Here is a 24146-nt window from a genome sequence, read left to right on the forward strand (position 1 = left end):
CGATAATATTATCCTCATCATGTGCGTTGGCAAGGACGTATCGGTGGGATGAACGACAGGCGGGATGAACGAGGGAGATAGACAGAGAAAGGGTCAGAAACCAAACCCCGAAAAAACAAAAGGGCCATTCAATAATCGAATGACCCTTGGTCTCGCAGAGCGAGAAATCGTGGCGTCCCCTAGGGGACTCGAACCCCTGTTACCGCCGTGAAAGGGCGGTGTCCTAGGCCACTAGACGAAGGGGACGCAAAACCTTCAGTCAGGTTCGTCGAACAACAATGACGAACCCTGGCGAAATTGGTGGAGCTTAGCGGGATCGAACCGCTGACCTCCTGCATGCCATGCAGGCGCTCTCCCAGCTGAGCTAAAGCCCCGACTTTACGCCTCTCGGCGGAGATCAGCTCTAACAACGGCCTCACTCGGTAAAAATGGCGTCCCCTAGGGGACTCGAACCCCTGTTACCGCCGTGAAAGGGCGGTGTCCTAGGCCACTAGACGAAGGGGACGTAACCCTTGCGTACCGCATCGGTGCTGGTTCCGGTGCGGGACAAACTTCAAGGCAGTAACGCAAACCTTGAAGCTTCTAATTTGGTGGAGCTTAGCGGGATCGAACCGCTGACCTCCTGCATGCCATGCAGGCGCTCTCCCAGCTGAGCTAAAGCCCCACAATACACTTACGTAGAACGCCGCGTTACCGCGTGTTTCTGCGTTGCCGTGTGGACGGGGCGCATATTAAGTGCGACCCACAAAGCTGTCAAACTCTTTTTCAAACAATTTCAAAAGAATTTTCCGGGATAACAATCACTTACCGCCTCCCGGAAAACCGGCCCACACCGGGCCATTGCCCAATCGCTCAATGGCTCCGGGTCGCTCGGGCAGCCGCTCAGCCAATGGCACCGAGCAGCTTTTCCCACTCCTTGTTCTCTTTCTTCGACACGCCGCCCAGCATGTCCAGCGCCTGGCGCAGACGGAAACGGGTCAGGTCGGGGCCCAGGATTTCCATCGCGTCAGTGACCGATACCGAGTTCGCCTGACCGGTAATGGCGGCGAACATCAGCGGCATGGCGTCACGCAGCTTCAGCTCCAGGTGCTCGACCACCGCCTGAATGCAACCGGTAATCTTGTCCTTCTCCCACTGACGCAGGGATTCCAGCTTCCACAGAATCAGCTGAATCACCTGACGCACCTGCTCCGGCGACAGCTTCTTGTGCTCGAACAGCTTGGCGTCCGGCGTCACGCCACCGGCGAAGAAGAAACCGCCCAGCGGTGCGATCTGGCTGAAGGTCTCGACGCGGCCCTGAACGTGGGGCGCGATCTTCATCATGTAGTCACTGTTGAACGCCCACTTCTGCACACGGGTGGCGAACTCTTCCACCGGCAGTTCACGCAGCCACTGGCCGTTGAGCCACGAGAGTTTCTCGATGTCGAAAATCGGGCCGCCGAGTGAGACGCGGGTCAGGTCGAAATGCTCGACCATCTCTTCCAGCGAGAACTTTTCGCGCTCGTCGGGCATCGACCAGCCCATGCGACCGAGGTAGTTGAGCATCGCTTCCGGCATAAAGCCCATGCGCTCGTAGAACGTGACCGAGGTCGGGTTCTTGCGCTTGGACAGCTTGCTCTTGTCCGGGTTACGCAGCAGCGGCATGTAGCACAGCGCCGGTTTTTCCCAGCCAAAGTATTCGTAGAGCAGGATCAGCTTGGGTGCGGACGGCAGCCATTCTTCGCCGCGCAATACGTGGGTAATGCCCATCAGGTGGTCGTCGACGACGTTGGCCAGGAAGTAGGTCGGCAGGCCATCGGTCTTCATCAGGACCTGCATGTCCATGCGGTCCCACGGGATTTCGACTTCGCCACGGAGGATGTCCGGCACCACACAGACGCCTTCGCTCGGGACCTTCATGCGGATGACATGGGGTTCGCCGGCGGCCAGGCGACGCTCGACTTCTTCTTTCGACAGCAGCAGCGCGCGGCCGTCGTAGCGAGGGGTTTCGCCACGGGCGGTCTGCTCGGCGCGCATCTGGTCGAGCTCTTCAGCGGTGCAGAAACACGGGAAGGCATGACCGGCGTCGACCAGTTCCTGCACATACTTCTTGTAGATGTCGCCGCGCTCGCTCTGGCGATACGGGCCATGGGGACCGCCGACGTCGGGGCCTTCGCTCCACTCGATGCCGAGCCAGCGCAGGGCGTCGAAAATCTGTTGTTCGGACTCGCGGGTCGAGCGCAGTTGATCGGTGTCTTCAATGCGCAGGATGAATTCGCCGCCATGCTGCTTGGCGAAGCAATAGTTGAACAGCGCGATGTAGGCCGTGCCAACGTGGGGGTCGCCGGTGGGCGATGGCGCGATGCGGGTGCGAACGGTGGTCATGGAAAATCCCGGATAGGTCGAACAAGCCGCGAATGTTAACAGGCGCGGCCTGCGCGGCTCCAGCGCCGGAGCTTGATGGACCGCAGAATCGTGATGATCGCAGGACCGGCGGCTCCGCCCTCGCCGCCCGGCACGCGTTGCGATGCGTCTTGCAACGAATGCCCCGCCATCAGTGCCGGTCATGATCACGACGATGGCTAGGTGCCAGACCGCCAACCCTGATAAATTCGCTTACATTCCAATAATTCAGAACGCCCATGCCCGCCCAACTCAAGCGCCGCCTGTTCATCTTCTTCATGGGGGTCCTGCTGATCGCCCTCGCCTTCTTCGCCCAGTGGTACCTCAAAGGACGCTTTCACGAGTCCACCGACAACGCCTACGTGCAGGGTGAAATCACCCGGGTGTCCAGCCAGCTTGGCGCGCGGATCAACGAGGTGCTGGTGCAGGACAACCAGCACGTGGAAAAAGGCCAGTTGCTGGTGCGGCTTGAGCCGGATGATTTCCGCCTGGCCATCGACCGGGCCCAGGCGACGCTGGCCACCCGCGAGGCGGAGCGCTTGCAAGCCCAGAGCCGTTTGACCCAGCAGTCGAGCCTGATCGCCGCCAGCGATGCGCAGGTACAAGCGAATCAGGCGACCCTTGGGCGCACGCAACTGGACCTGGCGCGGCTGCAAAAGCTGCGCACGCCGGGCTTCGTTTCCGAAGCCCAGGTCACGACCATGACCGCCGACAGCAACGTCGCCCGCTCCCAGGTCACCAAGGCTCAGGCCGACGCCCAGAGTCAGCGCCAGCAGGTCAACGCGCTGAACGCCGAGATCAAGCGCCTCGACGCGCAGATCGCCACCGCCCGCGCCGACCTGGCCCAAGCGCAGATCAATCAGCAGCGCACCGAGATCCACTCGCCCCTCAGCGGGTTGGTCGGGCAGCGGGCGGCGCGCAATGGCCAGTTCGTCCAGCCCGGCGCGTACCTGCTGTCGATCGTGCCGGACGAGGACATCTGGGTGCAGGCCAACTTCAAGGAAACCCAGATCGAGCACATGGAGATCGGTCAGGTCGCTCAACTGACGTTCGACAGTTTTCCCGGCACGCCCATCGAGGGCCGGGTCAACAGCCTGTTTGCCGCCTCCGGTGCGCAGTTCAGTCTGCTGCCGCCGGACAACGCCACCGGCAACTTCACCAAGGTCGTGCAGCGCATCCCGGTCAAACTGACCTTCGCGCCGGACAACCCGCTGCACGGCAAGATCCGCCCGGGCATGTCGGTGACTGTTTCGGTGGATATCCGGCCGCCGAATGACCCGCAACGTGGCCGGTGACGAGCTGATCCGCCCGGTCGGCGAACCGACCCGGCGCGACTGGATTGCCGTGATGAGCGTCATGCTCGGCGCATTCATGGCGGTGCTCGACATCCAGATCACCAACTCGTCGCTCAAGGACATTCAAGGCGCACTGTCGGCGACCCTGGAAGAAGGCTCGTGGATTTCCACCTCCTATCTGGTGGCGGAAATCATCATGATCCCGCTGACGGCCTGGCTGGTGCAGCTGCTCTCGGCGCGGCGCCTGGCGGTCTGGGTGTCGCTGGGTTTTCTGCTGTCGTCCCTGCTCTGCTCAATGGCCTGGAGCCTGGAAAGCATGATCGTCTTCCGCGCCCTGCAGGGCTTCACCGGCGGCGCGCTGATTCCGCTGGCGTTCACCCTGACCTTGATCAAACTGCCGGAGCATCACCGGGCCAAGGGCATGGCGCTGTTCGCCCTGACCGCCACCTTCGCCCCTTCCATCGGCCCGACCCTGGGCGGCTGGCTGACGGAGAATTTTGGCTGGGAATACATCTTCTACATCAACATCCCGCCAGGGCTGGTGATGATTGGCGGTCTGCTCTACGGCCTGGAGAAAAAAGCGCCGCACTGGGAATTGCTCAAGAGCACCGACTACGCCGGCATTGTCACGCTGGGGGTCGGGCTGGGCTGCCTGCAGGTGTTTCTTGAAGAGGGCCATCGCAAGGACTGGCTGGAATCGAACCTGATCGTCGGCCTGGGCAGCATTGCGCTGGTGAGCCTGATCAGCTTTGTGATCATCCAGTTTTCCAAGGCGAAACCGCTGATCAATCTGGGCATCCTCGGCAACCGCAATTTCGGGCTGTCGAGTATTTCCAGCGTGGGCATGGGCGTCGGGCTGTATGGCTCGATCTATTTGCTGCCGCTGTACCTGGCGCAGATCCAAGGCTACAACGCGCAGCAGATCGGCGAGGTGATCATGTGGATGGGCGTGCCCCAGCTGTTTCTGATTCCGCTGGTGCCGCAGCTGATGAAGGTTATTTCACCCAAGCTGCTGTGTACGCTGGGGTTTGGTTTGTTCGGGCTGGCGAGCTTTTCATCCGGCGTGCTCAACCTGGATTTCGCCGGGCCGCAGTTCAATCAGATTCAGCTCGTGCGGGCGCTGGGTCAGCCGCTGATCATGGTGACCATTTCCCTGATTGCCACCGCGTTCATTCAGCCCCATGACGCGGGGTCGGCGTCGAGCCTGTTCAACATTCTGCGCAACCTGGGCGGCGCCATTGGCATTGCGTTGCTGGCGACGCTGCTGGATGCGCGGACCAAGACCTACTTCGACTATTTGCGCGAATCGATCTCCCCCGCCAACCCGCAAGTGGCCGAGCGCATGGCGATGCTCACCGACCGGCTGGGCAGTGAAACGGCGGCGTTGGGCAAGCTCAGCGAAATCGCCCATCAACAGGCAGCGATTATGGCCTACAACGACGCGTTTCATTTTGTCGGGATTGCCCTGGGTGTGAGCATGCTGGCGGTGTTGCTGACGAAGAAGTTGCCGTCGGGGGTCAAGAGTGGCGCGGCGCACTGATTAGTCAGCGGTCAGGCGCACGTCTGTAGGAGCCGGCTTGCTGGCGAATACTGTGTGTCAGTCGCCGGGTGGGTGACGGGTAGAACGCGTTCGCCAGCAAGCCGGCTCCTACGGATTGAATGGCGCCGTGACGACGGTCTGCGCCATCACGACAGTCCGCGCGTTCTCGAGGCATCACACCGCCAACAACCGCTCCCGCAGTTTGCCGATCTCGTCGCGCATCTGTGCCGCGGCTTCGAACTCCAGATCGCGGGCCAGTTGGTACATCTTCTCTTCCAACTGACGAATGCGTTTGGTGATTTCGCTCGGCGAGCGCAGTTCGGCTTCGTACTTGGCGTTTTCCTCGGCGGCTTTGGCCATGCCTTTGCGCTTCTTGCTGCGCGAGCCGGGCACGGTGGCGCCTTCCATGATGTCGGCGACGTCCTTGATCACGCTTTTCGGCGTAATGCCGTTGGCCAGGTTGAAGGCGATCTGCTTCTCCCGACGACGATCGGTTTCGCCAATCGCCCGCTCCATGGAGCCGGTGATGCGGTCGGCGTACAGGATGGCGCGGCCGTTGAGGTTACGCGCGGCGCGGCCGATGGTCTGGATCAGCGAGCGTTCGGACCGCAGGAAGCCTTCCTTGTCGGCATCGAGAATCGCCACCAGTGACACTTCGGGCATGTCCAGACCTTCGCGCAGCAGGTTGATCCCCACCAGCACGTCGAAGGTGCCCAGGCGCAGGTCGCGGATGATCTCGACCCGTTCAACCGTGTCGATGTCCGAGTGCAGGTAACGCACGCGCACGCCGTGGTCGGCCAGGTAATCGGTGAGGTCTTCGGACATGCGCTTGGTCAGCGTGGTCACCAGCACCCGCTCCTCAATGGCCACGCGCTTGTGAATCTCGGAGAGCAAGTCGTCGACCTGGGTCAGCGCCGGACGGATTTCGATCTGCGGGTCAACCAGACCGGTCGGCCGCACCACCTGCTCGACGATGCGCCCCGCGTGCTCGGCTTCGTAGTTACCCGGGGTCGCTGACACGAAGATGGTCTGCGGGCTGACGTTTTCCCACTCATCGAAACGCATCGGCCGGTTGTCCAGCGCCGAGGGCAGGCGGAAACCGTATTCCACCAGCGTCTCCTTGCGGGAACGGTCGCCCTTATACATGGCGCCGACCTGGGGCACGCTGACGTGGGATTCGTCGATCACCAGCAGCGCGTCAGCCGGCAGGTAGTCGTACAGCGTCGGCGGCGGCGCACCGGACGGACGCCCGGACAGGTACCGCGAGTAGTTTTCGATGCCGTTGCAGTAACCCAGTTCGAGGATCATCTCCAGGTCGAAACGGGTGCGCTGCTCCAGACGTTGCGCTTCCACCAGCTTGTTGGCGCCGCGCAGGTATTCCAGACGTTCCTGCAGCTCGACCTTGATGCCTTCCATCGCGTCCAGCAGGGTTTCCCGCGGGGTCACGTAGTGGCTCTTTGGGTAGAAGGTGAAGCGCGGCAGTTTGCGAATGACCTCGCCGGTCAGCGGGTCGAAGGCAGAGAGGCTCTCAACCTCGTCATCGAACAGCTCGATGCGGATGGCTTCCAGGTCCGATTCCGCCGGGAACACGTCGATCACGTCGCCGCGCACACGGAAGGTCGCCCGGGCGAAATCCATGTCGTTGCGGGTGTACTGCAGGTCGGCCAGCCGGCGCAGCAGGGCGCGCTGATCGAGCTTGTCGCCGCGATCCACGTGCAGAACCATGCGCAGGTAGGTTTCCGGACTGCCCAGACCGTAGATGCACGACACCGTGGTGACGATGATCGAGTCCTTGCGCTCCAGCAACGCTTTGGTCGCGGACAGGCGCATCTGCTCGATGTGGTCGTTGATCGACGCGTCCTTCTCGATGAAGGTGTCCGACGACGGCACGTAGGCTTCGGGCTGGTAGTAGTCGTAGTAGGAAACGAAGTACTCGACCGAGTTGTTCGGGAAGAACGCCTTGAACTCACCGTACAACTGGGCGGCCAGGGTTTTGTTCGGCGCCAGCACCAGGGTCGGGCGCTGCACTTGCTGGATGACGTTGGCGATGCTGAAGGTCTTGCCCGAACCGGTTACACCGAGCAGGGTCTGGTGCGACAGGCCGGCGTCGATGCCTTCAACCAACTGACGAATCGCCTCCGGTTGATCGCCGGCCGGCTCAAAACGGGTAACGAGCTGAAACTCGGACATAAAATACCTCTGGACAGGCCACTGCCAGATAAATCCTGCAGCAACGCAATTGAGCACGAACGGCTGATCCCGCCAGGGAAAAGACGTACATAGAAGAAGTGATGGGACTACAAGTGGAGTCGACCGGTCCACCTTTCAAGCCACCCTCCGCAGATTAGTCAGCGGCACGGGACTAACGGTCGAAAAATTTCGCGAAAAACCCCGAAAAACCAGCCCCGACCTGTCGCCCGCACTGCCGCGGGCCTTTATACTTGCTCCCCGTTTGTGCACCGCTCTAGTGCAATCGGCTGGAGCGACGCGATCCATTCACTCCCCACTCAGAGCCCCTGCACAATGAGCCTGTTCTCCGCTGTCGAAATGGCACCACGCGATCCTATCCTGGGCCTCAACGAAGCATTCAACGCCGACACCCGCACGACCAAGGTCAATCTGGGTGTCGGTGTCTACAGCAACGAAGAAGGGAAGATTCCGCTGCTGCGCGCCGTTGTCGAAGCGGAAGAAAACCGGGTGGCCCAACACCTGCCCCGCGGCTACCTGCCGATCGACGGCATCGCCGCCTACGACAAGGCCGTGCAAACCCTGCTGTTCGGCGCCGAGTCGCCGCTGCTGGCGTCGGGTCAGGTGATGACGGTCCAGGCGGTGGGCGGCACGGGCGCACTGAAAATCGGCGCTGACTTTCTCAAGCAGCTGTCCCCTGACGCCGTCGTGGCGATCAGCGACCCGAGCTGGGAAAACCACCGCGCGCTGTTCGAAACCGCCGGTTTCCCGGTACAGAACTATCGCTATTACGACGCCGCCACCCATGACGTGAACCGCACGGGGATGCTGGAAGACCTGCAGAACCTGCCGTCCGGCTCGATCGTCGTGCTGCACGCCTGCTGCCACAACCCGACCGGCGTTGACCTGACCCTGGAAGACTGGAAGAAGGTCCTTGAGGTGCTGAAGGCCAAGGGTCATGTGCCGTTCCTGGACATGGCGTACCAGGGCTTCGGTGACGGCATCGACGAGGACGCGGCGGCGGTGCGTCTGTTTGCCGACAGCGGCCTGACGTTCTTTGCGTCCAGTTCGTTTTCGAAGTCGTTTTCGCTGTATGGCGAGCGGGTCGGCGCGCTGTCGATCGTGACGGATTCGAAAGAAGAGACGGCGCGGGTGTTGTCGCAGGTGAAGCGTGTGATCCGCACCAACTATTCGAACCCGCCGACCCACGGCGCGTCGATTGTGGCGGCGGTGTTGAACAGCCCTGAGTTGCGTGCGAAGTGGGAGGAGGAGCTGGGTGAGATGCGTCTGCGGATTCGCGGGATGCGTGAGGAGATGACGCAGCGTCTGGCGAATAATGCGGCGGGGCAGAATTTCAGTTTTGTCGCGCGGCAGCGGGGGATGTTTTCTTATTCGGGTCTGACGACGGCGCAGGTTCATCGGTTGCGCAATGAGTTCGGGATTTATGCGTTGGATACCGGGCGGATTTGTGTGGCGGCTTTGAATCAGGGGAATATCGGGGCTGTTACAGCGGCGATCCTGGCGGTTATCTAACGGCTCTTTTTAAGATCAAGATCAGGAGCGTCTGCCTAAGGGCAGACGTTTCGCCTTCGGCGAGTTACTTGGAAAAGCACCCCAAGTAACCAAGGGTGCTTGCTCCTGGTTAGGCCCCTCGTTCCTCGGGGTTCCTTCACTCCGGTCCCGCTCCGTGGGCCCGCCGCCATCCGCCATCCATGGCGGGGGGCGGCTCTCGCGGCATCCATGCCGCTCGGCCCACTCCACGAGACCTGCGTTCAGCCTGCACCAAAGTCGCGTTTGGTGTCGTCTGGACTTCTTGTGATTGAAGATCAAAAGCGCGTTTAAGCAGATCAAAGGCTTCCCGGCTGAAGCCGGTCCCACTGGGCGAACGCGATTTCACTGGGTGAACACGATTCCACTGTAGGAGCCGGCTTGCTGGCGAATACGGTTTGTCAGGCTACGCCTTCATGGCTGACCCACCGCGTTCGCCAGCAAGCCGGCTCCTACAAGGGGTCGCATCCGGTTAGAGAGACTGTGCAAACGCTGGTCTTCACAACGCAACTCCCGTTTGCTGTTTGCTGTTGCCGTGCTTTTGATCTTCGTACACAAATATTTCAGACGACGACAATCGCGACTTGGGTGCAGGCCGAACGCAGACGACGCGCAGTGGGCCGAGCGGCATGGATGCCGCGAGAGCGCCGTCAGGACATGGATGTCCGTTCGGCGCGGGCCCACGGAGCGTCGTCGGAGTGAGGGAACCCGACGAAGTCGGGCCCAACCAGGAGCACGGCCTTTTTGGTTACTTTTTCGGCTGTTGGAAAAAGTGACCCGCCGTAAGGGCGGAACCATAATCGGCGACACCCGAGATAACGGATATACACACGAATCTGAGATCCGCCTCAATCACTAACCCTTCTTCCGATACGCCATCGAATCATCAATCCGCTTGAGTATGTAATCCCCCGCTGCCACCGCCGGATAACGACTGTCAGCAACCTCAACCCCCAAATCGCAGGGATCAACAACCGCCCCATAGGTCGGGTCATAAAACGTCGCGATCGAATACCGCTCATGCCCTGAGTGATTGATCACCCGATGCAACGTCGACCGGAACCGGTCATTCGACCACCGCGCCAGCAAATCCCCCACGTTCACCACCAGACTGCCCTCGATCGGCGTCGCATCGATCCACGTCCCGCTGCCCAACTCACACACCTGCAGACCGCCACTGTTGTCCTGATGCAACAACGTAATGCACCCATAGTCCGTATGGGGCGCCACGCCGAACTGATCGCTTTCAGCTCGCGGTGGATGGGGCGGGTAATAGACCATCTGCGTACGCTGCAAACGCTTGCCGTATTTCGGCGCAAAGAAATCGGGCTCGATGCCCAAACCCACCGCCACCGCCTTCAACAGATCAGCGCCGGCCTTGCCCATCTCCTCGTAGTAGGCCTCCAGCGCCACCCGCAACGCCGGCATGAAATCCGGCCACTGGTTCGGCCCGCGCAACGCCTCCCCCGCCAGCACGCTCGGGTCATCCTCCGGCAGTTCCAGGCCGATGCTGAAAAACTCCTTGAAATCCGGCTTGGTCGCCTCGTACATCAGCGCCCCGCCCAACGCGTGCCAGCCACGATGGCGTTTGTTCACCGCGACCTGGCGCTTCACCTCCGGCGCGAAGGCGAAGAAGGTTCTTGCGGCCGCCATGGTGCTGTCGATCACCTGCCGGGGCACGCCGTGGTTGATGATGTAGAAGAAGCCGCTCTCGCTGCAGGCGGCGCGGATGGCTTCGCCGGCGCGACGGATCGCGGCCTCGTCGCCTTCACGGACGCCGGCCATGTCGATGATCGGGAGGTTGGCGGTGACGGTCATGGCAGGCTCCGGGCACAGGAAATGGACTGGGCGGTATAGACCGGATCAAGCATTTACTGTGCCGCGCCGCCCAACGCGTTATTCGTAGGACCGGCTTTAGCCGGGAATGAGGGAGTGCGTCCACCCTCAATTCTGCGGTGTGACATATGACGCATTCCCGGCTAAAGCCAGTCCTACAGGGAAGCTGTTAGCACCCTCAGCCTGATGGCGTCGATCAACTGGCCTGCATCTTGCCTCAGCTGTCTATACAGCCTCCCCGCTTCCAGGCACGCCCCACCCCTGACGCGAATTGATCGAGTGGATTCCATGAGCGACCTGCAACAGACCATCAGCCAGTTGCGCCAGGCCCTGGGCGATGCTCAGGTGCTGACCGGCGAAGCCATCAGCCCGCGCCATTACAGCGACTGGACCCGCCACGCGCCAGCCTGCCCCGCTGCATTGCTTCTGCCAACGAGCACCGAACAGGTCGCCCTCGCCCTGCGCATCTGCAACGCGGCGGGGCAAAGCGTGGTGCCCCAGGGCGGCATGACCGGGCTGGCGGGCGGCGCTGTACCGCGCACCACCGACATCGCGTTGTCGCTGGATCGCCTGCGCGGCATCGAGGAGATCGACACGGCCGCCGCCACCGTCAGCGTGCGCGCGGGTACGACGCTGGAGGACATCCAGCACGCCGTGGCCGACGCCGGTTTTCTGTTTCCGCTGGACCTGGGCGCCCGGGGCTCGTGCCAGATCGGTGGCAACATCGCTACCAACGCCGGCGGCAATGCGGTGATTCGTTACGGGATGACCCGCGACCTGGTGCTCGGACTGGAGGTTGTGCTGGCGGACGGGCGTGTGCTCGACCTGATGAACAAGATGATCAAGAACAACTGTGGTTATGACCTAAAACAGTGCTTCATCGGCAGCGAAGGCACCCTTGGGGTGATTACCCGGGCGGTGTTGAAGATGGCGCCGCCGCCGGGCCCGACCACCACGCAGCTCTGCGCCCTGCCCGATTACCCGAGCGCGGTTGCCCTGCTGCGGCGGATTCAATCGAGTGTCGGCACGCCTCAGGCCTATGAACTGATGTGGCAGGACTTCTTCCGCCTGGGCGTGTCGTGGCTAGAGAAGCCCGTCGCGCCGATGCCCGATCATCATCCGCTGTACGTGCTGATGGAATCGTCCGCCCCCCACGATGCGCTGGAACAGACCCTCGAAGCGGCGATCGACGCCGGCGAAGTGGTCGACGCCATTCTCGCCACCTCCCAGGCCCAGGCCCGCGGGCTGTGGAAGATCCGCGAGGCCACCGGCGAGTTCCCCCAGCGCATGGCGCCGTTGAACTTCGACATCAGCCTGCCCATCGGTCGCATCGGTGAGTTCGCCGAACGCTGCCGTGAGCGCATCGACGCGCGCTGGCCGGGTAACCGAAGCGTGTATTTCGGCCACATCGGTGACAGCAATCTGCACCTGACCGTGGACTGCAACTCGCTGCCGCAGCCCGCGCCGGTCCTGGAAATCGAAGAGCTGGTCTACAGCGCCGTCGGCGAACTGGGCGGCGCGGTGTCGGCTGAACATGGCATCGGCCTGCTCAAGCGCGAGTTCCTCCACCACTCGGTCAGCGCGGAAGCGTTGCAGGTGATGGCCGAGCTCAAGCGCAGTTTCGACCCCAACGGCATTCTCAATCCGGGGAAGATCCTGGGCTGATAACCACCTGCCGGTTGTATATACCGGTATGGCACGCTAACTGCAGTTGCAGAAGCCAGAGCAAGACCATGCACCCGCTCACCGAACATTCCGCAGCCTCGACGCCACACGCCCCATCCACCCAGGAGCCATCCCATGTCACTCGACTCTGTGTTCCGCAGGACGTTTAACCGCTTGAGCATCGCTGCCACGTTGGCGCTGTTGCCATTAGCGGTGCTGCCATTGTCGGCGCACGCCGATCAACTGGCCGATGTGAAAAAGGCCGGCGAGCTGGTGGTCGGCACCGAGATGCAGTTCGCGCCGTTCGATTTTCTCGAAGCGGGCAAGCAGAAAGGCTTGAACGCCGAACTGTTCGAGGCGCTGGGCCAGGAGCTGGGGGTCAAGATCAAGTTCCTCGACCTGCCGTGGCCGAGCGTGTTGCCAGGTCTTGAGGCGAAGAAATTCGACGTGGTCGCCGGCCCGATCATCGTGACCAAGGCGCGCAAGGAGCGTTACCACTTCGTGTCGCCGATTGCCGAAGCGACCGTGGCCTTGCTCGCGGGCGCCAAGGACGACAGCATCGGCAAGCCGGAAGACATCGCCGGTAAAACCGTCGGCGCCGGCAAGGGCTCGGCGCAGCTGGAAGAGTTGAAAGCCTTCGCCGCGACCCTGCCACAGAAGGTCACCATTCGTGAATACGTCGACAACAATCAGGCCTACGCCGACCTGGCGGCCAAGCGCATTGTCGCGGTGGCGAACTCGCTGCCGAACATCTCCTTCGTCGCCGCGCAGAAAAGCAATCTGTACAAAGTGGTGCAGCCGCCGTTCGGCAAGAAATCCTATTTCGCCTACCTGGGCCGCAAGGACGCCGATGCCGACAGCCTGATCGCCGCGCTGGATGCTGCCCTGACCAAAATGCATGACGACGGCCGCCTGGCCGCGCTGCAGAAAAAATGGCTGGGCGCAGAAATGGACGTGCCGAAGGGTGATTTCGAGCCGACGTGGTGAGGTTTGATTCCGTTGCATCAAGCACGATGAACACCCTGTAGGAGCGTGGATTGTCCCGCGATCTGCTACGAAGTGGCAGCAAAAGGGACGACCCGGCACATGTGGCGCAGCGTTGTCGAATCGACAGGCGTCTGCTTCGCAGACGATCGCGGGACAAGCCACGCTCCTACAGGATCTGCCTCAAGCACACAGCGGAGTATCCCCCGTGTTCGATTGGCCCTTGCTGCAGCAAAACGCGCCGTTATTACTCGGCGCCCTGTGGGTGACGTTGCAGGTGTCGATGGCTGCGCTGGTGTTCGGCTTTATCATCGGCATCGTCGTCGGTAGCCTGCGCTTGTCGCCGATTCCGCTGTTGCGCCGCTTAGGTGGCGCCTACATCTTCGTGTTCCGCGGCATTCCGCTGCTGGTGCAATTGCTGTTCATCTATTACTTCCTGCCCCGGGTCGGCCTGCCCAATGTCTCGCCCACCGTGGCGGCGATCATCGGCCTGTCCCTGGCCGCCGGCGCCTACATCGCCGAGATCATGCGCGGGGGCTTTCTTGCGATCCCTGGCGGTCAACTGGAGGCCGCGGGGCTGTTGGGCATGAGCGACGCGCAAATGCTCATGCGCATCCGCGTGCCCCAGGCCGTGCGCCTGACGCTGCCGGCGCTGGTCAATGAAATGATCCTGCTGATCAAGGCTTCGTCGCTGGTCTCGGTGGTCGGGCTGGCCGACCTCACCCGCACGGCGCAGAACCTTGCCGCCAGCGATTACATGTTCGTCCAGGACTACCTGATGCTGGCCGGCTTCTACTGCCTGATCAACGTGCCGCTGGCGTACGCCGCGAGCCTGCTCGAACGACGCCTGAAGGAGCGCACGGCATGACCTTCGACCCGAGCATTTTCACCGACCACCTGGGCGACATCGGCGCGGGGTTTCTGGTCACCCTCGGCACCTGGAGCAGCGGCGTCGTGCTCGGCCTGGCGCTGGGCATGCTGATTGCCGTCGCCCAGGTGTTCGGCAACAATTTCGTGCGCGCGCCGTTGCGGGTGCTTATCGAACTGATCCGCAGCACGCCGTTTCTGGTGCAGCTGTTTCTGGTGTATTACGGCGGGCCGTCGTTCGGCATCAGCCTTGACCCGATCCCCGCCGGCATTCTCGGCCTGGGGGTTTATGGCGGCGTGTACTTCGCCCAGATCTTTCGCACCGGCTTTCAGTCGGTCGCCCAGGGCCAGCTGGAAGCCGCGGATTGCCTGGGCATCACTCGCCTGCAAAGCATCTGGCGCATTCAGTTGCCGCAGATGCTGGTGATGATTCTTCCGGCGCTGGTGAACATGGTCACGGTGTTGTGCAAGGAAACCGCCGTGCTGTCGATCATCACCATTCCCGAGCTGACGATGGTCCTCACCGGCATCGGCTCGGAGACCTTCGCCTTCGTCGAAACCCTGCTGATGCTGTGCATCGGCTACCTGATTCTGGTGGAGCTGTGCTCGCGGCTGGGCATGCTGCTGGAAACCCGCATCGGCCGGTTCATGAGCAGGCAACCCCGATGAACAGTCTTCTGATTCCCGGCGGCAACGTGCCCGGCCAGTCCCCCGAAAGCATCGGTGAACGTATGAAAACCAACGACGAGCAGTCGACCGTCCTGACCCTGAACAAGGTAGGCAAAAGCTTCGGCCATCTGCGCGTGCTCAAGGGCATCGACTTGCAGGTGCAGCGCTCGGAAGTGGTGTGCCTGATCGGCCCGTCGGGCTCGGGCAAAAGCACCCTGCTGCGCAGCATGGCCTTTCTGGAGGAGTACGACGAAGGCGAGATCCGCATCGAAGGCCAACTGCTCGGCTGGCAGGACACCGACAAGGGCCGTCGCCGCGCGCCGCAAGCGCAGATCAACCAGGTGCGGCGCAACGTCGGCATGGTGTTTCAGCAGTTCAACCTGTGGCCGCACATGACCGCCCTCGGCAATGTCTGCGAAGCCTTGCGGCGGGTGCGCAAGCTCTCGGCCGACGACGCGAAAAAGCGCGGCATGGCGATGCTCGACAAGGTCGGCCTGGCGCACAAGGCCGACGCGTATCCCGCGCAATTGTCCGGCGGTCAGCAGCAGCGGGTGGCGATTGCCCGGGCGCTGGCGATGGAGCCGCACATCATGCTGTTCGACGAGCCCACCTCGGCCCTCGACCCGGAGCTGGTGGGCGAAGTGCTGCAGGTGATGAAGACCCTGGCGAAGGAAGGCATGACCATGGTGGTGGTCACCCACGAGATGGGCTTTGCCGCCCAGGTCGCCGATTCGGTGATTTTCCTCGATCAGGGCGAAATCGTTGCGCGCGGCACACCACAGCAGATTTTCCACAACGCCGAGCAACCCCGGCTGCAGCAGTTCTTGCAGAACTACCTGGACCGCAACGCGTTCTGGCAGGACGCCAGGCCGTGATGCGCTGTTTTTTAGGGCCGTCAACGCACGTTTGTTCGGAAAGGGAGAGAGACCATGGACAAGCTGGCACCCCAGGCCCTGTACCGGCGGGCGAAATCCTTCGTCAACGGCAAGCTGTCGTCGGGTGAGTGGCAGCCCGGCGACCTGATTCCGTCGGAGAACCGCCTCGTCGTCGAGCTGGGCATGTCGCGGATGACCGTCAACCGGGCGTTGCGCGAGCTGACCGAAGAAGGTCGCCTGCTGCGGGTGTCCGGGGTCGGCACCTTCGTCGCCGCGAGCAAGCCGCAATCCAATCTGCTGCGCATCACCAACATCGCCGACGAAATCCTTGCCCGGGGCCATCGCTATCGTTGCCAGGTGCTGCACCTGGCACGGGAATCGGCGTCGATGCCCATCGCCTCGGCCCTCTCGCTGGCCACCGGCGCGTCGGTGTTTCACCTGTTGTGCGTGCATTACGAGGACGATGTGGCGGTGCAGCTGGAAGACCGTTACGTCAATCCGCACGCCGCGCCGGACTTTCTGCAACAGCCTTTCGGCGATGAGCTGCAGTCGGCGCGCTATCTGCTGCGGATCATTCAGCCCGATGAAATGGAGCACATCGTCGAGGCCAGCCACCCGAGCGCCGAGGAGCTCAAGCATTTGCAGATTGAACCGGGCGAGCCGTGTCTGGTGCTGATGCGCCGCACCTGGAACAGCGGCAACGTGGTGACCTACGTGCGTTTGGTGCACCCGTCGTCGCGCTATCGCCTGGGCAGTCGCATGCCAGTGAGCGGCGCCAATCGGGACAGCTGACGCCTGCCGGTCAGCACATGGATCGAACCCTTGCGCGCCGTTGCCCTCGATATCTGTACGTCCTGTGAACGGGACATGACAGAAGAGGTGCATATGGCTACCCAAAGCAATGATCAGACCGTTAACCGCAACGACCCGGCGATTAATTCAGAGACGCCGGACAGCAGCCTGGCGCAGAACGATGCGCTGAAGAATCAGGGCGGATCGCAGAGTCAGTCCGAGGCCGGCGCGCAGAGTCAGGAGAACAACGGCAACCTGACGGGCGAGAACAGCTTTACCCCCGATTTCGAGCCTGAAGAGCATGAGTCGCCGGACACCACCAAAGAGGAACTGCAGACGGGTGAGCTGGATAAGGACATTGATACCGCCGGGGGTTGAGGTCGGTCGCTGAATGCTTGCCTTGCCCCATTCGTAGGAGCCGGCTTGCTGGCGAACGGGTCGGGTCAGTTGTGAAGCGGGCGGCTGACACACAGCATTCGCCAGCAAGCCGGCTCCTACAGTCGGATGCCGTCGCGATCACGGCCTCGGGCATCTTTCATTGCATAGCACCCTAACAAAACGGCACCATCACGCATTCGTCTGCGCCCGCAGACCTGCCTGAAGTCATCCCCCGGAGCGTTGTCGATAATGGTCGAGACCACCACTCAGGATGCCCCGCGCGTCGGTAACAAGCTCACGCCCCGCGAGTTTCGCGGCATGGCGGCGATTCTGATGTCCATCGCCCTCGCCACCCTCGACACGGCCATCGCCAACACCGCCCTCCCCGCCATTGCGGCTGATTTGAACGCCTCGCCGGCCGCGTCGGTGTGGATCATCAACGCCTACCAGCTCGCCGCCGTCGCCACGCTGTTGCCGTTCGCGGCCCTGGGCGGCGTGCTCGGCCATCGCAAGGTGTACTTGGGCGGGCTGATTCTGTTCGTGGTGTCGTCGGCGCTGTGTGCGCTGTCCTGGTCGTTGCCCACGCTGACCATCGCTCGCGTGTTGCAGGGCATCGGCGCCAGCGCGATCATGAGCGTCAACGCCGCACTGATCGGCTCGATCTTCCCCCACGAGCGGCTCGGCCGCGGCCTGGGCATGAACGCGCTGGTGGTCGGCACCTCGTTCTCCATCGGCCCGACCGTGGCCTCGCTGGTGTTGTCGGTGGCGAGCTGGCCGTGGCTGTTCGCGATCAACCTGCCCATCGGCCTGTTCGCCCTGGGGTTCGCCTGGAACTCGTTGCCCGCCACCCGCTTCGGCACCCTGACCTTCGACCGCTTCACTGCGGTGCTTAACGTCATCACCTTCGGCGCGCTGATCTTTGCCCTGAGTCAGGCGGCGCAACTGGGTTCCATGACCAGCGTGGTGATCGCCCTGGCAGTTTTTCTGGTGGGCGGCGCGCTGATGCTCAAGCGCGAGGCCGGGCACCCTGCGCCGATGTTTCCCCTGGATTTGCTCAAGCGGCCGCTGTTTGCGCTGTCGGCGCTGACGGCGTTCTGTTCGTTCGCCACCCAAGGACTGGCGTTCGTCTCGCTGCCGTTCTTTTTTGAAAGCACCCTGGGCCGCGACCCGATCCAGACCGGGTTTCTGATGACGCCGTGGTCGGTGGTGGTGGCAATGATCGCGCCGTTTGCCGGGCGCCTGTCTGACCGTTACGCGCCGGGGCTGCTGGGCGGAATTGGTTTGGCAATGCTCTGTCTGGGGATGATTTCCCTCGCGACCATGCCGGCAGACGCCAGCGTGATGTCGATCATCGCGCGGATGATGCTGTGCGGCATCGGCTTCGGTTTCTTCCAGGCGCCTAATCAGAAAGCGCTGATGACCAGCGCGCCGAAGGAGCGCTCCAGCGGCGCCAGCGGCACGATTGCGACGGCACGTCTGATTGGCCAGGCCACGGGCGCCGCGTTGGTGGCCTTGAGTTTCGGAATTTCCAACACCCACGGCCCGGTGCTGGCCTTGGGCATAGGCGCGGGCTTTGCCGCGGTGGGCAGTGTGGCGAGCGGGCTGCGGCTGGTGACGAAGAACACGGCCAATCCGAGGGTTTAATTTTCGTCAATCAAGCCCGGGCAGGATCAGGCAATCATCGCGTAGGACTGGGTCATCGGTTTGGCGCGCAGGGTTCCTACCATGGGGGCCTACGACCAACGGCTTAGGCCTCGTGAGGAAACGCACAATGAGCACATCAAAAACCTTGTTCATCACCGGTGTCAGCAGCGGCTTCGGTCAGGCCTTGGCGCAGCAGGCGCTGGCGGCGGGTCATACGGTGATCGGCACTCTGCGCAATGAAGACGCGGTGCAGGCCTTCGAAGCCCAGGCACCCGGTCGCGCCCACGGCGTGCTGCTGGACGTCACCGACTTCGACGCCATCGACCGCGTGGTCGCCGAGGCCGACAACGCCTTCGGGCCCATCGACGTCCTGGTCAACAACGCCGGTTATGGCCACGAGGGCATTCTCGAAGAGTCACCGCTGGAAGACTTGCGGCGGCAGTTCGACGTCAATGTGTTCGGCGCAGTGGCGATCATCAAGGCCTTCGTGCCGCTGTTCCGCCAGCGCCGCAGCGGGCACATCCTCAACGTCACCTCCATGGGCGGCTTCATCACCATGCCGGGGATTTCCTACTACCACGGCAGCAAGTTCGCGCTGGAAGGCATTTCCGAATCCCTGGGCAAGGAGCTGAAGCCGTTCAATGTGTTCGTCACGGCGGTGGCGCCGGGTTCCTTTCGTACTGACTGGGCCGGCCGGTCGATGCAGCGCACTGCGCGGCAGATTACCGACTACGACGCCAGATTCGACCCGATCCGCAAGGCGCGGGAAGAACGCAGCGGCAAACAGCCGGGTGATCCGGTCAAGGCGGCAGACGCGATGCTCAAGCTGATTGATAGTCCCAACCCGCCGGCCCATCTGTTGCTGGGCAGCGACGCGTTGAAGCTGGTGCGGGAAAAGCTGGCGCAGCTGGAAGCCGAGTTTGCGGAATGGGAAGAGGTGTCGCGTTCGACGGATGGGTGAAGTTCGATGAAAGTGCGTCGGCCTAACGGCCTCCTGTTTCGCCTTCGGCGAGTTACTTGATAAAGCCCCAAGTAACCAAGGGCTTTTGCTCCTGGTTGGGCCCTTCCTTCGTCAGGGTTCCTTCACTCCGGTCTGGCTCCGTGGGCCCGCGCCGAACGGACATCCATGTCCTGACGGCGCTCTCGCCGCATCCATGCGGCTCGGCCCACTGCGCGAGACCTGCGTTCAGCCTGCACCCAAGTCGCGTCTGGCGGTGACTGGACTTTTTGCGTATGAAGGTCAAAAGCAGATCAACATCAACATCAACGTCAAAAGCTTCCCGGCTGAAGCCGGTCCTACAGACCTGCTGCGTACCCCCTGTAGGACTGGCTTTAGCCGGGAAGAGGCCGGCATGACCACCATCATTTTTTTGGGAAACGCCCTCTGGGTGGGAGCCGTCAACCGGGAAATAGTGGCGTAGCTTCAAGAAAGCTACACCCCGCCCCGGCTGAAGATGCGGATCACTTCATCCAGATGCCCCGCCATCGCCTGCCTGGCGGCTGCCGCGTCGCGGTGTTGCAGGGCGTCGAGGATCAGGCGGTGTTCGTGCTCGGAGCGGAACGGCATGTCGTCGGAGGTGTAGTGCGCCTGCAAGCGCTGGAACATGCTGCCGTACTGATGCCCGAGCAGGTGCTTGATCATCAGCGCATAGGCCGGGTTGCCCGAGGCCTGGGCGATGCGGATGTGGAACAGGCGATCGCCGGGGTGGGTGTGGGAATGCTCGCGGTTGTCCCGGGCGTCGCGTTCAAAGGCCTCACGGATCGCTTCAAGTTCTTCGTCACTGGCGTTCTGCGCCGCTAGCGCCGCTGCTTCCGGTTCGATCAGCCGACGCGCCTGAAGCAGAGCAAACGGCGGGATCTCGGCGCTGAAATCCACCTCGATGCCCAGCTCCGGGTCGACGTCCTTCCATTGATCGCGGGTGACCTGGGTCATCACCGGTTCATCGGACAGCCTCTGCCCCGGCGGTTCGCAGACCAGCACGCCATTGCCCACGCGCACATCCACCAATCCGATCACCTCAAGGGCAATCATCGCCTCGCGCACCGACGCCCTGCTTACGCCCAGCATCTTTGCCAATTCACGTTCAGCCGGCAGGCGGCTGCCCGGTGGGAATTCGCCGCTGTCGATCAGCGCGCGCAGCTGATCGGCGATCTGGCGATAAAGTCTCTGGTTATCAATTACTTGGATTGGCATCGGGAATCGGCTCGGAAATTTACAGCGCACTGGGTCGACAAATGACCTTGTTGCGGTCCATGACAAGTGCTAAAAACAGGACCAATGGCCTGACCATTGGAGCGCTGCAGTGACGGGAGCATAGCAAAACCCGATGGGGTTCGCGTGCACCGAATCCACCCAACGTGCCGCACGGGTTGGACCCGCAGACCTCGACGGCAGCATGGCCAGTCAGGTCGTCTCAACAATAAAAACAAGGGAACATCATGGACCTCACCGGTAAGCGAGTGCTCATCACGGCCGCCGCCCAGGGCATCGGTCAAGCCAGCGTCGAGGCTTATCTCAAAGCCGGCGCGGAAGTCTTCGCCGTGGACATCAACGGAGCCGCGCTGGACCACCTCCAGGGCGTGCACAAGCGGGTGCTCGACGTCACCGATCACGCCGCCATCGAACGGCTGGCCGCTGAAGTCGGCGCGCTGGACGTGTTGTTCAACTGCGCGGGCGTGGTGCACAGCGGCAACATCCTCGAATGCTCCGACGACGACTGGCGGTTCGCCTTCGACCTCAACGTCACCGCGATGTACAAGATGATCCGCGCGTTTCTGCCGGCGATGCTCGCCAACGGTGGCGGCTCGATCATCAACATGTCGTCGGTCGCCTCGGCCATCAAGGGCGTGCCCAACCGCTTCGCCTACTGCGCGAGCAAGGCCGCCGTGATCGGCATCACCCGTTCGGTCGCCGCCGACTTCGTCGGGCAGAACATCCGCTGCAACTGCATTTGCCCCGGCACCGTGGAATCCCCTTCCCTGCGTCAGCGGGTGGCCGATCAGGCCGCGCGCGAGGGCCGTGAAGAGGCCGAAGTGTACGCAGCGTTCGAAGCCCGCCAGCCCATGGGACGTCTGGGCACGCCCGAGGAAATCGCCCAATTGGCGCTGTACCTCGGTTCGTCGGCCAGCGGCTTTACCACCGGCACCGCGCAGATCATCGACGGTGGCTGGAGCAACTGAGCCCGCCGCCGATCCCGCGTATTCGTCACACCGAATTCTGATCACTCAATCCTGATTTTTTCACCTGCAGAGGACACCCCATGAAATTGCTGCGTTACGGCGAACCCGGTCAAGAACGCCCTGGCCTGCTGGACAGCAACGGCCGCATTCGCGATCTGACCGATCTCATCGGCGACCTGTCGGGCACCGCCCTGAGCCCGGAAAGCATCGCGCACTTGCAGTCCCAGGACATCAACAGCCTGCCGCTGGTCGAGGGCACTCCGCGCCTCGGCCCATGCGTGGGCAAGATCGGCAAGTTCATCTGCATCGGTCTGAACTACGCCGACCACGCCGCAGAAACCGGTGCGGACATTCCGAAAGAGCCGATCATTTTCAACAAGTGGACCAGCGCCATCGTCGGGCCCAACGACAACGTGGAAATCCCGCGCAACTCGAAGAAGACCGACTGGGAAGTCGAGCTGGGTGTGGTCATCGGCAAGGGCGGTCGCTACATCGACGAAGCCGACGCCCTGGAGCATGTGGCCGGCTACTGCGTGATCAATGACGTCTCCGAGCGTGAATTCCAGATCGAACGCGGCGGCACCTGGGACAAGGGCAAGGGCTGCGACACCTTCGGCCCGATCGGCCCATGGCTGGTGACCCGCGATGAAATCGCCGACCCCCATCAGCTCAACCTGTGGCTGGAAGTCGACGGCAAGCGTTACCAGAACGGCAACACGCGCACCATGATTTTCCATATCCCCAAACTGGTGAGCTACCTGAGCCAGTTCATGAGCCTGCAGCCGGGCGACGTGATTTCCACCGGCACACCGCCGGGCGTGGGCCTGGGCATCAAGCCGGAGCCGGTGTTCCTGCGTGCCGGCCAGACCATGCGTCTGGGCATTGAGGGGTTGGGTGAACAACAGCAGTTGACGGTCGACGCCTGACGCTCTGACCGATTGAAAGGCCCGCAACGAGCGGCTGCGGGCCTTGGCTTACGCCCACAACAATGCCAAAGGGACCCGCCATGACCACCATCACCGCCTTGCGCGTCGAAGACATTCGTTTCCCCACCTCGCAATTGCTCGACGGCTCTGACGCGATGAACCCGGACCCCGATTACTCGGCGGCCTACGTCATTCTCGAAACCGATCACCCTACCCTGCAGGGCCACGGCCTGACGTTCACCATCGGGCGCGGCAACGAGATCTGTTGTGCCGCGATCAAGGCCCTGGCGGGCGTAATGGTTGGCTTGAAGCTGGAGTGGATCGCCGAAGACATGGGCCGTTTCTGGCGCCACGTCACCAGCGACAGCCAGTTGCGCTGGATCGGCCCGGACAAGGGCGCGATTCACCTGGCGACCGGCGCGGTGGTCAACGCGACGTGGGACTTGTGGGCCAAGTCCGAGGGCAAGCCGGTGTGGCAACTGGTGGCGGAGATGTCCCCGGAGCAGCTGGTGCGCTGCATCGATTTTCGCTACATCACCGACTGCCTGACGCCAGACGAAGCCTTGACGCTGCTGACCGAGCGCGCCGAGGGCAAGGCGCAACGGTTGCAAGCGCTACTGGCCGACGGTTACCCCTGCTACACCACCTCGGCGGGCTGGCTGGGTTACCCGGACGACAAGCTGCGCCGGCTGTGTCAGGAAGCGGTGGATGGCGGCTTTTCCCATATCAAATTGAAAGTCGGTCGGGATCTGCAGGACGACATCCGCCGTGTGCGCATCGCCCGGGAAGTGCTGGGGCCGGATCGCCATTTGATGATCGACGCCAATCAAGTCTGGGAGGTCAAAGAGGCCATCGACTGGGTCCGCGAGCTGGCGTTCGCCAAGCCCTGGTTCATCGAAGAACCGACCAGCCCCGACGACGTCGAAGGCCATCGCACGATTCGTCTCGGCGTCCACCCGGTCAAGGTAGCGACCGGCGAGATGTGCCAGAACCGCATCGTCTTCAAGCAACTGATCATGCGCGGCGCCATCGACGTGGTGCAGATCGACGCCTGCCGCCTCGGCGGGGTCAACGAGGTGCTGGCAGTGATGCTGATGGCCGCCAAATACCAGCTGCCGGTTTGTCCCCATGCTGGCGGCGTCGGGCTGTGCGAGTACGTGCAGCACCTGTCGATGATCGACTTCCTGTGCATCGCCGGCACCCATGAAGGTCGGGTGGTGGAGTACGTCGATCACCTGCACGAGCACTTCGAGGACCCTTGCGTGATTCGCGATGCGGCCTACCTGGCGCCGGCCGCACCGGGGTTTTCGATCCAGATGAAAGCCGCTTCGCGGGCGCAGTATGCGTACAAAGGCTGAGCACACCGCCGGACCCTTGC

General features: G+C 62.5%; 19 protein-coding genes and 4 tRNA genes. 15 read left to right on the forward strand and 8 right to left on the reverse strand.

All coding sequences use genetic code 11. The annotated features are described in order from the left end of the window. Positions 1 to 170 precede the first annotated feature (170 nt). The 5 genes from EC919_RS04820 to gltX form a co-directional block, all read right to left on the reverse strand. Positions 171 to 246: transfer RNA gene (locus tag EC919_RS04820), tRNA-Glu, on the reverse strand. Positions 247 to 298: 52 nt separating this feature from the next. Continuing rightward, a tRNA-Ala gene (locus tag EC919_RS04825) sits at positions 299 to 374 on the reverse strand. Positions 375 to 429: 55 nt separating this feature from the next. Beyond that, positions 430 to 505 (reverse strand) — tRNA-Glu (locus EC919_RS04830). 83 nt (positions 506 to 588) lie between these two features. Next, positions 589 to 664 (reverse strand) — tRNA-Ala (locus EC919_RS04835). A 218-nt stretch (positions 665 to 882) separates the two neighbouring features. Continuing rightward, the gene (gltX, locus tag EC919_RS04840; protein WP_133771711.1) at positions 883 to 2364 is read right to left on the reverse strand and encodes a glutamate--tRNA ligase; all 1482 of its coding nucleotides are present in this window, start codon (positions 2362 to 2364) and stop codon (positions 883 to 885) included. Positions 2365 to 2621: 257 nt separating this feature from the next. Between gltX and EC919_RS04845 the strand changes: the two genes are divergently transcribed. Further along, positions 2622 to 3677, forward strand: coding sequence for an HlyD family secretion protein (locus tag EC919_RS04845; RefSeq protein ID WP_133771713.1), 1056 nt, complete (start codon positions 2622 to 2624; stop codon positions 3675 to 3677). 49 nt (positions 3678 to 3726) lie between these two features. Further along, positions 3727 to 5217, forward strand: coding sequence for an MDR family MFS transporter (locus EC919_RS04850; RefSeq protein WP_208294948.1), 1491 nt, complete (start codon positions 3727 to 3729; stop codon positions 5215 to 5217). 174 nt (positions 5218 to 5391) lie between these two features. Here EC919_RS04850 and uvrB read toward each other — a convergent pair whose 3' ends face one another. After that, positions 5392 to 7407 carry an excinuclease ABC subunit UvrB gene (uvrB, locus tag EC919_RS04855; RefSeq protein WP_074885065.1) on the reverse strand — a complete coding sequence of 672 codons (2016 nt, stop codon included), beginning with the start codon at positions 7405 to 7407 and terminating at the stop codon, positions 5392 to 5394. A 333-nt stretch (positions 7408 to 7740) separates the two neighbouring features. On the opposite strand from uvrB, the gene EC919_RS04860 reads away from it, so the two are divergent. Next, positions 7741 to 8937 (forward strand): amino acid aminotransferase, encoded by a 1197-nt coding sequence (locus EC919_RS04860; RefSeq protein WP_133771715.1) that lies wholly within the window; start codon positions 7741 to 7743, stop codon positions 8935 to 8937. Between the two features lie 870 nt (positions 8938 to 9807). Here the strand turns inward: EC919_RS04860 and EC919_RS04870 are convergent. Continuing rightward, positions 9808 to 10770, reverse strand: a complete 963-nt coding sequence (locus tag EC919_RS04870; protein ID WP_133771719.1) for an isopenicillin N synthase family dioxygenase — start codon at positions 10768 to 10770, stop codon at positions 9808 to 9810. A gap of 306 nt (positions 10771 to 11076) precedes the next feature. Between EC919_RS04870 and EC919_RS04875 the strand changes: the two genes are divergently transcribed. The 9 genes from EC919_RS04875 (at position 11077) to EC919_RS04915 (ending at position 19623) form a co-directional block, all read left to right on the forward strand. After that, positions 11077 to 12453, forward strand: coding sequence for an FAD-binding oxidoreductase (locus EC919_RS04875; protein WP_133771721.1), 1377 nt, complete (start codon positions 11077 to 11079; stop codon positions 12451 to 12453). A gap of 135 nt (positions 12454 to 12588) precedes the next feature. Continuing rightward, positions 12589 to 13440 (forward strand): transporter substrate-binding domain-containing protein, encoded by an 852-nt coding sequence (locus EC919_RS04880; RefSeq protein ID WP_133771722.1) that lies wholly within the window; start codon positions 12589 to 12591, stop codon positions 13438 to 13440. 205 nt (positions 13441 to 13645) lie between these two features. Then, positions 13646 to 14305 carry an amino acid ABC transporter permease gene (locus EC919_RS04885; RefSeq protein WP_133771725.1) on the forward strand — a complete coding sequence of 220 codons (660 nt, stop codon included), beginning with the start codon at positions 13646 to 13648 and terminating at the stop codon, positions 14303 to 14305. Further along, positions 14302 to 14973 (forward strand): amino acid ABC transporter permease, encoded by a 672-nt coding sequence (locus EC919_RS04890; protein ID WP_133771727.1) that lies wholly within the window; start codon positions 14302 to 14304, stop codon positions 14971 to 14973. The genes EC919_RS04885 and EC919_RS04890 overlap by 4 nt, the downstream gene beginning before the upstream one ends. A gap of 62 nt (positions 14974 to 15035) precedes the next feature. After that, on the forward strand, positions 15036 to 15848 hold the full coding sequence (locus EC919_RS04895) for an amino acid ABC transporter ATP-binding protein (protein WP_133771807.1): 813 nt from the start codon (positions 15036 to 15038) through the stop codon (positions 15846 to 15848). 54 nt (positions 15849 to 15902) lie between these two features. Next, positions 15903 to 16640 carry a histidine utilization repressor gene (gene hutC, locus EC919_RS04900; RefSeq protein WP_133771729.1) on the forward strand — a complete coding sequence of 246 codons (738 nt, stop codon included), beginning with the start codon at positions 15903 to 15905 and terminating at the stop codon, positions 16638 to 16640. A 93-nt stretch (positions 16641 to 16733) separates the two neighbouring features. Further along, positions 16734 to 17018 carry a hypothetical protein gene (locus EC919_RS04905; RefSeq protein WP_133771731.1) on the forward strand — a complete coding sequence of 95 codons (285 nt, stop codon included), beginning with the start codon at positions 16734 to 16736 and terminating at the stop codon, positions 17016 to 17018. Positions 17019 to 17336: 318 nt separating this feature from the next. Beyond that, entirely contained in the window at positions 17337 to 18662 is a 1326-nt protein-coding gene (locus EC919_RS04910) for an MFS transporter (RefSeq protein ID WP_133771809.1), read from the forward strand. A gap of 127 nt (positions 18663 to 18789) precedes the next feature. Beyond that, positions 18790 to 19623, forward strand: a complete 834-nt coding sequence (locus EC919_RS04915; RefSeq protein WP_133771733.1) for an oxidoreductase — start codon at positions 18790 to 18792, stop codon at positions 19621 to 19623. Between the two features lie 471 nt (positions 19624 to 20094). On the opposite strand, the gene EC919_RS04920 is transcribed toward EC919_RS04915, so the two are convergent. Then, complete coding sequence (locus EC919_RS04920) at positions 20095 to 20856, reverse strand: FadR/GntR family transcriptional regulator (RefSeq protein ID WP_133771735.1); 762 nt, start codon at positions 20854 to 20856, stop codon at positions 20095 to 20097. Between the two features lie 245 nt (positions 20857 to 21101). On the opposite strand from EC919_RS04920, the gene EC919_RS04925 reads away from it, so the two are divergent. The 3 genes from EC919_RS04925 (at position 21102) to EC919_RS04935 (ending at position 24126) form a co-directional block, all read left to right on the forward strand. Beyond that, positions 21102 to 21842 carry an SDR family oxidoreductase gene (locus tag EC919_RS04925; protein WP_133771737.1) on the forward strand — a complete coding sequence of 247 codons (741 nt, stop codon included), beginning with the start codon at positions 21102 to 21104 and terminating at the stop codon, positions 21840 to 21842. A gap of 80 nt (positions 21843 to 21922) precedes the next feature. Next, positions 21923 to 22768: a fumarylacetoacetate hydrolase family protein gene (locus EC919_RS04930; RefSeq protein WP_133771738.1), complete on the forward strand. Its 846-nt coding sequence runs from the start codon at positions 21923 to 21925 to the stop codon at positions 22766 to 22768. 80 nt (positions 22769 to 22848) lie between these two features. After that, the gene (locus EC919_RS04935; protein WP_133771740.1) at positions 22849 to 24126 is read left to right on the forward strand and encodes an L-fuconate dehydratase; all 1278 of its coding nucleotides are present in this window, start codon (positions 22849 to 22851) and stop codon (positions 24124 to 24126) included. The last annotated feature ends 20 nt before the right edge of the window (positions 24127 to 24146 follow it).

Source organism: Pseudomonas graminis (genome assembly GCF_004364335.1).
Lineage (GTDB): Bacteria > Pseudomonadota > Gammaproteobacteria > Pseudomonadales > Pseudomonadaceae > Aquipseudomonas > Aquipseudomonas graminis_D.

What these genes read in the sequence shown, in the direction of transcription:
- gltX (WP_133771711.1), bottom strand. Translation starts at nt 2,364, where the DNA reads ATGACCACCGTTCGCACCCGCATCGCGCCATCGCCCACCGGCGACCCC.
- EC919_RS04845 (WP_133771713.1), top strand. Translation starts at nt 2,622, where the DNA reads ATGCCCGCCCAACTCAAGCGCCGCCTGTTCATCTTCTTCATGGGGGTC.
- uvrB (WP_074885065.1), bottom strand. Translation starts at nt 7,407, where the DNA reads ATGTCCGAGTTTCAGCTCGTTACCCGTTTTGAGCCGGCCGGCGATCAA.
- EC919_RS04860 (WP_133771715.1), top strand. Translation starts at nt 7,741, where the DNA reads ATGAGCCTGTTCTCCGCTGTCGAAATGGCACCACGCGATCCTATCCTG.
- EC919_RS04870 (WP_133771719.1), bottom strand. Translation starts at nt 10,770, where the DNA reads ATGACCGTCACCGCCAACCTCCCGATCATCGACATGGCCGGCGTCCGT.
- EC919_RS04875 (WP_133771721.1), top strand. Translation starts at nt 11,077, where the DNA reads ATGAGCGACCTGCAACAGACCATCAGCCAGTTGCGCCAGGCCCTGGGC.
- EC919_RS04880 (WP_133771722.1), top strand. Translation starts at nt 12,589, where the DNA reads ATGTCACTCGACTCTGTGTTCCGCAGGACGTTTAACCGCTTGAGCATC.
- EC919_RS04890 (WP_133771727.1), top strand. Translation starts at nt 14,302, where the DNA reads ATGACCTTCGACCCGAGCATTTTCACCGACCACCTGGGCGACATCGGC.
- EC919_RS04895 (WP_133771807.1), top strand. Translation starts at nt 15,036, where the DNA reads ATGAAAACCAACGACGAGCAGTCGACCGTCCTGACCCTGAACAAGGTA.
- hutC (WP_133771729.1), top strand. Translation starts at nt 15,903, where the DNA reads ATGGACAAGCTGGCACCCCAGGCCCTGTACCGGCGGGCGAAATCCTTC.
- EC919_RS04905 (WP_133771731.1), top strand. Translation starts at nt 16,734, where the DNA reads ATGGCTACCCAAAGCAATGATCAGACCGTTAACCGCAACGACCCGGCG.
- EC919_RS04910 (WP_133771809.1), top strand. Translation starts at nt 17,337, where the DNA reads ATGGCGGCGATTCTGATGTCCATCGCCCTCGCCACCCTCGACACGGCC.
- EC919_RS04915 (WP_133771733.1), top strand. Translation starts at nt 18,790, where the DNA reads ATGAGCACATCAAAAACCTTGTTCATCACCGGTGTCAGCAGCGGCTTC.
- EC919_RS04920 (WP_133771735.1), bottom strand. Translation starts at nt 20,856, where the DNA reads ATGCCAATCCAAGTAATTGATAACCAGAGACTTTATCGCCAGATCGCC.
- EC919_RS04925 (WP_133771737.1), top strand. Translation starts at nt 21,102, where the DNA reads ATGGACCTCACCGGTAAGCGAGTGCTCATCACGGCCGCCGCCCAGGGC.
- EC919_RS04930 (WP_133771738.1), top strand. Translation starts at nt 21,923, where the DNA reads ATGAAATTGCTGCGTTACGGCGAACCCGGTCAAGAACGCCCTGGCCTG.
- EC919_RS04935 (WP_133771740.1), top strand. Translation starts at nt 22,849, where the DNA reads ATGACCACCATCACCGCCTTGCGCGTCGAAGACATTCGTTTCCCCACC.